General features: G+C 58.0%; 9 protein-coding genes. 3 read left to right on the top strand and 6 right to left on the bottom strand.

The annotated features are described in order from the left end of the window. The 3 genes from ACTJLA_RS25330 to ACTJLA_RS25320 all read right to left on the bottom strand — a co-directional run. A partial coding sequence (locus ACTJLA_RS25330) for a DUF6531 domain-containing protein (RefSeq protein WP_440842365.1) occupies window positions 1–1,790 on the bottom strand: 1,790 nt, incomplete at its 3' end. A 198-nt stretch (window positions 1,791–1,988) separates the two neighbouring features. Next, entirely contained in the window at window positions 1,989–3,458 is a 1,470-nt protein-coding gene (locus ACTJLA_RS25325) for a methyl-accepting chemotaxis protein (RefSeq protein WP_034126718.1), read from the bottom strand. A gap of 96 nt (window positions 3,459–3,554) precedes the next feature. Then, the gene (locus ACTJLA_RS25320; protein ID WP_127881372.1) at window positions 3,555–4,361 is read right to left on the bottom strand and encodes a TatD family hydrolase; all 807 of its coding nucleotides are present in this window, start codon (window positions 4,359–4,361) and stop codon (window positions 3,555–3,557) included. 236 nt (window positions 4,362–4,597) lie between these two features. On the opposite strand from ACTJLA_RS25320, the gene ACTJLA_RS25315 reads away from it, so the two are divergent. From ACTJLA_RS25315 to ACTJLA_RS25305, 3 genes are all read left to right on the top strand, one after another. Further along, on the top strand, window positions 4,598–6,019 hold the full coding sequence (locus ACTJLA_RS25315; protein WP_034126720.1) for a transglycosylase SLT domain-containing protein: 1,422 nt from the start codon (window positions 4,598–4,600) through the stop codon (window positions 6,017–6,019). Window positions 6,020–6,123: 104 nt separating this feature from the next. Continuing rightward, window positions 6,124–6,558 carry a DoxX family protein gene (locus ACTJLA_RS25310; protein WP_003189852.1) on the top strand — a complete coding sequence of 145 codons (435 nt, stop codon included), beginning with the start codon at window positions 6,124–6,126 and terminating at the stop codon, window positions 6,556–6,558. 259 nt (window positions 6,559–6,817) lie between these two features. After that, window positions 6,818–7,126 (top strand): hypothetical protein, encoded by a 309-nt coding sequence (locus tag ACTJLA_RS25305; RefSeq protein ID WP_034126721.1) that lies wholly within the window; start codon window positions 6,818–6,820, stop codon window positions 7,124–7,126. Here the strand turns inward: ACTJLA_RS25305 and ACTJLA_RS25300 are convergent. From ACTJLA_RS25300 to ACTJLA_RS25290, 3 genes are read right to left on the bottom strand one after another with little or no spacing between them, the layout of a single operon-like run. Continuing rightward, on the bottom strand, window positions 7,113–8,873 hold the full coding sequence (locus ACTJLA_RS25300; RefSeq protein WP_314548382.1) for a Gldg family protein: 1,761 nt from the start codon (window positions 8,871–8,873) through the stop codon (window positions 7,113–7,115). The two genes, ACTJLA_RS25305 and ACTJLA_RS25300, sit on opposite strands and share 14 nt — an antisense overlap. Before the next feature lie 16 nt (window positions 8,874–8,889). Beyond that, complete coding sequence (locus ACTJLA_RS25295) at window positions 8,890–9,615, bottom strand: ABC transporter permease (protein WP_314548384.1); 726 nt, start codon at window positions 9,613–9,615, stop codon at window positions 8,890–8,892. Then, window positions 9,612–10,538: an ABC transporter ATP-binding protein gene (locus tag ACTJLA_RS25290; RefSeq protein ID WP_057976642.1), complete on the bottom strand. Its 927-nt coding sequence runs from the start codon at window positions 10,536–10,538 to the stop codon at window positions 9,612–9,614. The genes ACTJLA_RS25295 and ACTJLA_RS25290 overlap by 4 nt, the downstream gene beginning before the upstream one ends. Window positions 10,539–10,714 lie beyond the last annotated feature (176 nt).

Below are 10,714 nucleotides of genomic sequence, written 5' to 3'. Positions count from 1 at the left end.
TCACGCCCTTTGGCGCGATGAACCTGGTAGTCCACCGCGACGATGCGGTCCAGCTCATAGCGCAGTAGTAGGGAACGACCAGCACCGTTATCCAGCCGCTCAATTCGCCCTGAACGATCCCGGCAAAGGCGCAGCCGGTTGTCATACGCATCGCTGATGGAAACCAAGACACCGTTACGAAAGTGATAAAACCGCGAGGCCTGGGCCAGCACCAGTTCATCAGGCGCCGAACCCAAGTAGATCGCCGCTTCCGCCAGGCTATTGGTGATCGCGGGCCGAGAATCGGTGGGCAAGGGCAGGGTAGTCGAGCGGTTCTCATGGTCAGTCCACACCACCGAATCGCCCGACACCGCAAGCCGATGGGCCAGCGCATGACTCCAACCAAACCCCAACCCACAATCCACATCCCCCGCACTGGTGCGATACAGCCGCGTCCACTCAAACGGCAAAATCCCATCCAGCGCGCCATCGGTGAGGGTCAGCAATTCCTCGCCGGTAACCATCGACACCGGGCAACCGTGGGTGACGGTTTTATCCGCAGGCGCCGCCGCATCCCCCTTCGGGTTCGACGCCACAGCCGGCACATCATCGACAGGCTCCTGACGAACCAACGTCGTGCGCTGGGTCTTGCCGCGCACCATCGGCACCGGGTTCGAAACCAGCGTGTCGCCTGCCTTCAACGGCACCACTGGCACCGCCTTGACCGGCGTCGCCGCACTGCTCAGCAACACCGGCTTTGCGGCCTCCACATGGGGCTCCAGCCGAGGCCCCGCCACCTGCTTGGCCAGCAATTCCAACAACGCCCGCGCCCGCCCGGACTTGACGCCACTAAGCATCTGAGCACCCAGGCGCAGCTGCACCCCAATGCCTCGCGTGGCCCAGATCAGCAGCAAGTTGATCAGCACTTCCCCGGTGATTTCACCCAGCAGTTCATATATGTCGGGCGGCGGCAGCATGCGTATCCAGGCCACCAGTGCCGATAGATAGATGAACAACAGCGGCTCATCACTGAGTACCAGCAACCCCTTGGCCAGCGTGTCTTTGCCCAGCTTGAGCAGCGCATTCAGCTCGGCCTCGGACAGGTATTTCAGCAACGTTTCGCTGTTGGACTTGAGGTTGGCGAGCAGGTCGTACAGCTCGGTGATGTTGTCCCACAAGTTGTAAAGCGCATTGCCGATCCCGGTAGCAAAGGCCATGCCCTGTAACGCACTGCGCTTGTAAGCAGGCGCTTTGGCAAAGTCTGCCCATCGAGGCTTGAAGTGCTCGGCCCATGCCTTGCGCAAATCCGTTTCCAGCCCGGCAATCACGGTCTCATAGGATGCATACAGCGCCTGGACGTGAGCCTTGGAAACAGTGGGGTAAAAGGTGATTTGGTACGGCTGGTCACGGGTACAGTCGTTGACTTCAAGAATGCCGCTGGGGCCAATGGTCCGATGCAGTGGCGCGCCTACCGGGCTGCCGTCCTGTGCAACGGCTTGCAGCATCACGGGCGTGTTGCCGATAGGCACGAACTGTGTGCTTTCGAACAGGTGCACCAGGGTCAACCCGCCCTGGGCTTTGCATTGAGCGACCGTGCGACTGGGTTTTTTGGAGGAAATTGGCGCGACCAGTGCGACGTCTTCCCCAACCTTGAACACCTGATCCACGCTAAGTGCCGACCCACTTAAAAAGCTGTCGGCCCACTTATCAAAGATATTCAGGCAGGTGCGAAAATCCGCGAATACGCGCTCGATGTTCGGCGCTTCGGGATCCATGGGCACCAGCACCAGGTTGGCCAGCACCGAGATCAAGAGACAGCCCCATTCATCAGGGCTCTAACGAACACCACCATCTGCAATCCCTCGCACTGTTTGATCAGGCGAGGGACTTTGCAGCGGTTGTCAGGTAAAAGAAGTCGGCGTTATTCGCGGGGATGGCGAGGAAGTTTCGTCTTAACTTCAGGTAAACCGAGGCTTGGTCGTAGGAGTCGGATTACAGCTGGAACAGTCTTACAACTTCAACTGCCCAATCGCCTTGCTCAACTCCCCGGCCAACGTCGCCAGTTCATTGCTGGTAGTCGCCGATGCCACGGTTTGATGTACGGTGTTTTCGGTCACATCGCGAATGCTCACCACGGCGCGGTTCATCTCTTCGGCAACATGGCTTTGCTGCTCGGCGGCCACGGCGATCTGGGTGTTGCTTTCGCGCATCTGTGCCACGGCCCCGGTGATTTCAGCCAAGGCCACACCAGCTTCCTGGGCCTGCTGGACGCAGTCATCGGCCTTGAATGAGCTTTCCTGCATAAAGTCCACGGCGTCGCGGGTACCGGCTTGCAGCGCCGAGACCATGCGGGTGATTTCGTCGGTGGAGCTTTGCACACGCTTGGCCAGGTTGCGCACTTCGTCGGCGACTACCGCGAAACCGCGACCCATTTCCCCGGCGCGGGCGGCTTCGATGGCGGCGTTGAGGGCAAGCAGGTTGGTCTGTTCGGCGATGCTGTGGATCACCCCGACCACGCCGTTGATTTTCTGGCTGTCTTCGGCCAGTTTCTGGATCATTTCGGCGGTCTGCTGTACCCCACTGGACAGCCCGGCGATCGAACGCTGTACCCGGGTGACCACTGCCTGGCCGCTGCCGGCGAGGGTGTCGGCGGACTGCGACAAGTCACGGGTGGCGCCTGCGTGCTGGGCGATGTGGTAGACGGTGGCGGTCATTTCGTTGATGGCGGTGGCGGCCTGGTCGGTTTCGCTTTGCTGGCCCAGCATGCCGTGTTGCACCTCGTTCATGCTGCTGGCCAGGCGTGCGGCGCCGTCGTCCAGTTGCCGGGCGGTGCGTGCCACGGTATTGACCACGCGCTGGTAACCGGCTTGCATGGCGTTGAAGGCGCTGGCCATCTGGCCGACTTCATCCTTGCAGGCCAACGGCACTCGCGCCGACAGGTCACCAGTTTTTTCAACGTGCAGCATTACATCCTTGAGGGTGTTGAGCTGACTGAGCAGGAAGCGGATCAACAACTGCGAGGCGCCGAGCATGGCTAGCATCAGCACTGCCACGGCAACGGCGTAATTGGCGAAGCGTTCACTGAACACCTGGCTCAGGCTCGGCGCGTAGGCGAGGACTGCGACCTGCTGGCCGTCGGCCCGGCTGATCACCTCGGCGCCGATCAGCGGGTTTTCACCGAACAACGGCATGGGGTTGAGTTCAGTCCAGCCGTTGGCAGTGCTCAGGGCGGGCAGGTCCTGGGGGATCTGGCCTTTGGAAAATGCGAGCCAGTGCTCACCAGTGGGCAACGTTCTGTCGGCTGGCCAGGCGCTGAGCAAGCGTCCTTGGGCCTGGGCCGATGCTTGCGATGCCTGGCTGCGCGCCTGTTGTTCAAGCTGTACCGCGTACAGCACCAGCAGCAGGGTGGTGATGAAGGCGACCGCGTTGACGGCCCAGAATTTGTATTTGAGCGAGATATTGCTAAGCCAGGCACCCATGGAAGGTTTTCTCTGATAGCGGAAACGGTATTGGCAAGGTGCCATTATTGTGCCGCTATTCAGAACAGCGCTTTTGATATGGGTCAATGCGCCGCATCAGTCGATGGCAGGCAAGCCAAAAAAGCGCCGGGCGCAGGCGGTGCTGTGCAACGCCAGATCTTCCATCGTTTCGTTACGGTGCAGGGCCACTTCGCGCAGTACTTCGGGCAGGTACGCCGGCTCATTGCGACCATTCTTCGGCTTGGGGCGCAGGGTGCGTGGTAGCAGATAGGGCGCATCGCTTTCCAGCATCAGACGGCCTCGGGGAATATCCCTGACCAGTGAATGCAGGTGGGTGCCACGGCGTTCGTCGCAGATCCAACCCGTGATGCCAATGTGCAAATCCAGGTCCAGGTAGCTGAACAGCGCTGCCTGTTCGCCAGTGAAGCAGTGCACCACGGCGGCTGGCAGGTGGTCGCGGTAGTCCTTGAGGATCTCCAGCAGACGCTGGTTGGCATCGCGCTCATGGAGAAACACCGGCAGTTGCAGCTCGACGGCCAGGGCGAGGTGTTCTTCGAGGACTTTTTCCTGCCGGGGGCGAGGGGAGAAGTCACGGTTGAAATCCAGCCCGCATTCACCCACGGCGCGCACTCGGCTGTCGGCGAGCAAGCTGCGCAGGCGTTGGGCGCTGTCGCTGTTCCATTCGCTGGCAGAGTGAGGGTGAATGCCGGCGGTGCTGAACAGGCGCTGGCCGCTTTCGTCGAGTTTTACACACAATTGCAGTGCCTGTTCGCTGCCTTCGACGCTGGTGCCGGTGAGTACCAATTGCTGCACGCCAGCGGCGTAAGCGCGTTCGAGAACGGCCGTGTGCCTCTCGTCGAAACTGGGGTTGGTCAGGTTGACGCCAATATCAATGAGTTGCATGGTGCTATCTCCGCCTGCGGCCGGAAAGCATATCAGAGCTGTAGATTGATAAGAAAAACCAAGAACTACAACGCGTTAACGCTGTCTTTGAACGTCGCAAGCGACATTGTGGTGGGCCGATTGCCTACCACCGTGGCGCCGTTGCACGCCTTGCCAGCGCATAAAGCGCTCTGTTTCTGACCACCAGCACGTCGTTATTCGCGAAGGTGCTGGCCAGTTTTCTTTTCGGAGAGCGGATGATCCGACCCTCGGCGTTGCTTATGTTGTGCCTGACGTTGCTGCTGCCCATGGCGGCGGTCGCACGTCTGGATGGGCCGCTGCAAGTGGCCAAGCCCGGCAAGGTCCGCGACCTCGCGCAAATTCGCTCCAGCCGCACTCTGCGCGTATTGGTCAACCAGAGCCGCAACAGTTCCGGTGAAGTGCAGGGCCAGGCCATCGGTGTCGAATACCATCGGTTGCGTGCCTTCGAGCAGTACCTCAATGGCCATGCCCGTGATGGGCAGGCCATCAATCTCAAGATCATCCCCAAGGCCAAGGACCAGTTACTCGGCGCGCTGGCCCGTGGCGAGGGCGACCTGGTGGCGCCCGGTGAGTTGCTGGACGTGAAGGGCGTGCACAAGGTCAGCGCCAGCGACCCGATTGTCAGCGATGTGCCGTTGTGGCTGGTGGGCGTCAAGGGTGAACGACGCTTTACCAGGCTGGAGCAACTGTCAGGTCGCACGCTGACGCTGACCACGGGCAGTGCGGCGGCGGATGCCATCAGTCAGGTCAATCAAAAACTGGCTCTGCACAAGCGCCCCCCCGTGAAAGTCGAATGGGTTGACCCCAGCCTGGCGGTGGAAGACGTCCTGGAGATGGTGCAGGCCGGGATTTTTCACCTGACGATCGTGGAAAAACCCATTGCCCAACGCTGGTCGAAAATTCTGCCCAAGTTGCGCTTTGACAAGCAGGTGGTGATCAGCGAGCCGGGCGACGAGTTCTGGTTTGTGCGCCAGGATGCCTCGATGCTGCGCGCCAGCATTGATCGGTTTCTCAAGACCTATCACACGCCTTCCGACCAGGATGTGGCATTCCAGCGTATCTATCGACGCCTCTACCAGGTCCGTAACCCGTTGGCGCGGGCTGACCGCCAGCGCCTGGAAAAACTGCGCCCGGTCCTGCAAAAACATGCACGTGAGCAAGGTATGGACTGGCTGAACCTGGCGGCGTTGGCGTTCAAGGAGTCTTCCCTGGACCCAGGCGCACGCAACAGCGGCGGCCCTACCGGCCTGATGCAGATCACGCCGTCGGCGGCCCAACGGGTGGGGGTCAACAATATCGAGACGCTCGACAATAATGTGCAAGCGGGGGCACGTTACCTGGCGATGATCCGCCGCAAGTTTTTCGCCAGCCCCAAGCTCAATGAGCGTGAGCGCATGGCCTTTATGCTAGCGGCGTACAACATGGGGCCGGAGCGAGTACAGGGCATGCGCACCGAGGCCAAGCGCCGTGGGCTTAACCCCAATCAGTGGTTCTTCCAGGTTGAACGCATTGCCATGGAGCAGGTAGGGATGGGCGGCGTCAGCTATGTTAATAGCGTCAACAAGTATTATTTGGCGTTCGATCGGCAGCGGGAGTCCTTGGAGCCGCCCGCGGCTAAAATTGCATCGCGTAAATAATCGAATTTTTAGATGTCAATTAGGCAATATTTTGGCTTTTATCATTGTTTAAACTGATTAATATAGCGGCCAACCAACCCCTACCTGGAAAAGGATTTACCCCCATGAGCCCAATGATTACCCGTGTACTGTCCACTCGCGCCGGTTATGGCCTGACTATTCTGCGAATTTTCGTCGGCATCATCTTCGCTGCCCACGGTTCGCAAAAACTCTTCGGCTGGTTTGGCGGTGGTGGCCTGGCGGGCACCGCACAATGGATGGAAAGCATCGGCCTGGCGCCGGGCACGCTGATGGCGCTGCTGTCGGGCGGTACCGAGTTCTTCGCCGGCCTGGCCCTGATCATCGGTTTGTTGGTTCGCCCTGCCGCATTGGGCCTGACCTTCCTGACCCTGGTGGCGATTTTCTCTGTACACATCCACAACGGGCTATTCATGGCCAACAACGGTTATGAGTTCGCACTGGCGTTGCTCGGCGGCGCGTTGGCGGTGTTGTTGGAAGGTGCGGGCAAATTGTCTGTCGACCGCGCGATCACTCACTGATCGTTTAGCAAGCTGTACAGAAGGCCCGCTGATGCGGGCCTTTTCGTTGCCCGGGATTCTTGACACTGCCCCACCGGCTTCTCTAGGATGCTGCTCATGCGCCGATTTAAACAGCTAATTGCGGGGCGCCACTGGGACTCAATGCAGCCCGACAGAAGCACGCTTGCTCACGCAGGGCGTTCTTCGAAATACCGCTAAAGCGCTGGTTCGGTGTTGCCTCTCACCTGCCCGCAGACTTTTGAGGCAGAGACACGACACGATGAATGCACTACGCCCTCTCATACGCCTGGCCCCGATCACCGCGGACCTGACTCAACGCAATCCGAAAATCCTTCTGGGCGGTAAGCACCAGCCGACGCTGCTGCGTTATCTGGACGGCTGGCCACGCCGTTCCGGTCGACCTTCGGCGTTCCTGATCCAGTTTGTTGAAGACGGCGATTCCCTGGCCCGTTTTGCCAGCGATAGTTTCGACCTGGCAGTGATCCAGGCACCGAATGCCAGCAACGCCGTTGAGGTGATCCATCAACTGACACGCATTGCCCGCCAAGGCCTGATTACCCGTCGCTGAGCGACTGGTGATAGGCCGCCAACGTAGATGTTCGACGCCTTCGCTGGTATAGGAAAAGTACCCAGGCAATCAGGCACAGCAGCAGCGGTATTGTGGCGACCATCAGCCATTGCAGATATCGTTCGAAACGCAGCAGCGGGGCGTATGCCTGGGTCTTGAGCGCCTGCAACTCGATAGGCAATTGCAGGCGCTCTTTGTTGAGTGCCTGCAACTGGGTAGTGGTATCCACGGCTTGGGTCATGAGGCTGGTGTGGGGTGGGTTCAACCTGCGCCATGCTTGTTCTGTCTGCTCAAGTCGTCGCTCCATCGCAGTCGCACTTTTGCGATAAGCCTGTGCGGCTTCGTCGCGCATGTGTTCTAGCCTGCGCAATGGTTGGCGCATCACACGGGATTGAATATTTCTGAGTGCCTCGGGCGCCGCCAGATTATCCAACGTGTTCAATACAAACTGCGCGTTGCCGTTGGGCAGGGCGTTATTGAGCGTGTCCGCGAGCAAGTCGGTGTCGGCGACGATCACCATCTGGATCTGTTCTGCCCTCTGCAGCCCGGGCGGCTGGTCCTCCAGGCCGTCGGGAAACGCTGAATAAGCAGGCCCTTCAAGGCGGGCGGCGATGACATGGCGCTGTCCTGAAGTCGCTGATTCATCTATGAGTGAATCGAACGTAGTAGCGGAAGCAAAGCGTTCTGCGTCCACCAATGCCGATTGGCGTGAGCTCAGCAGAAGCGGGGTCAACAGCGAGCGGCTTTTGGGGGCCAAGGAGAGCGCGCCGCTGCTCGATACGATGACCGAATGCAGTCCCCAGGTACTGATATCCGTCCTGGTCATTGCCTGCCTTGGCAGATGTAGCCTGGCTGGGTGCAGTACCGCGGGCATTCCGGTGTCGGGCGTTGCTGATGAGGCATAAAGATTATCGACCAGCAACTTGTCCGCAGGCATCTGGATACCCCATGCGGTCAGCAGCGCATCCAGCCTGGCGTTTGTGGATATGGCGTCGGCGCCTATCTCGCTCACCGGGTCGATGAACATCATCAGCTTGCCGCCTTTGAGTACCCATTGCTCAAGGGCATATAGGGCTCGACCAGATAGAGCGTGTGGCTGTACAACCATCAGTGTGTTCACGGAGGGCGGTACTTGGGTGATGTTCGCTGCCAACTCCACCACATTGAATTGCTCGCGCATCAACTCCAGTAACCCGCCGGCCGATTTGTCCAAGGGCAGTCCCGACAGTAGGCCAACAGTGGGGCGGTCAGGGTGCATCAACTTGTAGATCAGGTGGCTGATTTCATACTCGAGCAATGATTCATGCTCAGGGTTGAACGCTTGGATGCGTTGGGCGCCCTGGCCGGCACGCGTACCGATAAGGCCAAGGAATCCTTGTGTGTCATCAAGGCCAAACAAGCTGGCTTTATAGGCGTCCTCAGAGAACGGGGTGGGGTTGATAATATGTAAGTTGATCATGCCGTTGGCAGCTTTTTCGAATTCCTTGAGCAAGTCTTCCACGCGCCGGCCATAACGTTTCAATACCGGTTTTTTTTGCGGTGCATTGAGGGTGTTGAAGAAATATAAGTCCAGTTGGCTTTCAAGTGAAACGAGTAATTGCCGCGCCGATGGCGATAGGGTGTGGGTGTTTTCTTGGGAAAAGTCCCAACGGACAGTTGGCAGTTTGGGTACCCAGACTAAATTGAATGCCAGAAACAGTAGTGATATGACAATCAATGTCATACCCGCGCGAAAAGCGGATCCCATCAGTGGCGTTCCTATGTCAGCTGTTTCTGTAGTTGAGTGTGAAGGTGGTCGCAAACAGAAAAGCCAAGATCATGCTTATGAAGTACAGGCAGTCATGCAATGTCAACTTGCCGTTATCCATCGCGCTGAAGCGGGAAATCGGATCAAGGGATATCAAACTGTCGATAATCCATATGGGGGTCTGCTGTTCCAGTGCATCCAACATTGAAGATATCCCACTGGCGGCCAGCAACAAGCACAGCGTCAAGAGGGAAATCATAACGCGTTGGTTCGTCAGCACACAGGCAAAGCAACCTACAGAGAGATAGCTTCCCGCCAACAACCAACTGGCGAAGAACTGTGATGCGATAACGGTATTGTCGGGGGTGCCAAGATAGTTGACAGCCATCACCCAAGGGAAATTAAGCATCAAAGCGATGCCACAGACGATCCATGCCGCCATAAACTTTCCAACCACTCGCTGCGTCGGAGTGACGGGTAAGGATTTCAATGTGTCGCAAAACCCGGTATTGGATTCGTCGGACCATAACTGCGTCGATAAAATCGGTACCAGTAGCAGATAGAGCCATGGATGCAGTTCGAAGAAAGCCTGCAAATCGCTGCTGTTTTGCTCCAGCCAGTGATGGCTGTGCAACCCCAGCGTCGCACCCAGCACGAGAAAAACCGCCACACTCAGATAAGTGCTCGGTGACGAGGCAAAGCTGGCGAGTTGTCGTTTGAAAATGATGGCTAGCAGTCTCAAGGATTTACCTCATGGCTCAGATGGTGAACGACATCGTTCAGGCGACCCGGCTCCAGATTCATTGACGTTATGTTCCAGCCACGGTGGGTAATGAGCGCGTTGATTGAAGGGAAGATGGAGTGCCCGGGCATGGCCAGAACAGTCACCTTGCCGGGGGCATGCCGGTCTTCTTCGATGCCTGCGACGCCAGGTAATACGGCAAGCGCCAGCAAATCCAGCGGGGTGTCCGCCGCCAGGGTCACCGCTTGGAAATGCCGGGAGCTGCGTTGCAGATCCGGCAGTGAAGCGTCGGCCACCAGGCGGCCGTCGGCGATGACCAAGGCACGGGTGCAGGTATCCGCTAACTCTTGGTAACGGCGGGAGGCGATGATGATCGTCATTTCCTCGGTCAGGGATTGGATGAGTGCCCTGAACTTGAGCCGTTGATCAGGGCATAGTCCCTCCGTAGGCTCATCCAGCAGAAGCAGGCTTGGGGAGTGCAGGAGTGCCTGGGCCATTGCGACTCTGCGCTTCAAGCCAAGTGGAAGCACATCGATCGGGCAGTTGAGCACGGGCAGCAGTTCCAGTCGCGTGACTACTTGCTCGACTCGACTGCGCTTTTCAACACCGCTCAAACCGCGAATAGCGGCAATAAAATTGAGCATATGCCTGACGGACATCCTGTGATGATTGAGACCGTCCTGGAGTTGATAGCCAACGACTTTTTTGGCTTGGAGTGAATGGGTCTGGGTACTGAAGCCTTGGATAGTGATTTGTCCTGAAGTAGGTTTGATTGCCCCGGCAATCAAACTCAGCAGTGCTGTTTTTCCTGCACCACTCTCTCCCAGCAGGGCCACACACTCCTGGCGCTGGGCGCAGAAGGAGAGGTTGGTGATAACGCTTTTTTTGCCCAGCTGTTTTGTCAAGTTGCTTATCTCGATCATATTTTTACCGAATAAGTTTTGCAGGGCGTGTGAGAGGTGCCGGCCGTATGGGAGAGAGCTTTAAAAAGGGTACGTTCAATAAAGTGGCTTGGGAACGCGAGACGTAACTAATAAGAAGAATCCTACGTTCGGCTCGATAATTCGCTGAAACAATTGTTTTGTTTGGAAGACTTATT

The organism is Pseudomonas sp. 22072 (genome assembly GCF_052046095.1).
Lineage (GTDB): Bacteria > Pseudomonadota > Gammaproteobacteria > Pseudomonadales > Pseudomonadaceae > Aquipseudomonas > Aquipseudomonas paracarnis.
Note: the sequence above shows the minus strand (reverse complement) of the source record. Positions and strands in the feature narration are given on the sequence as shown.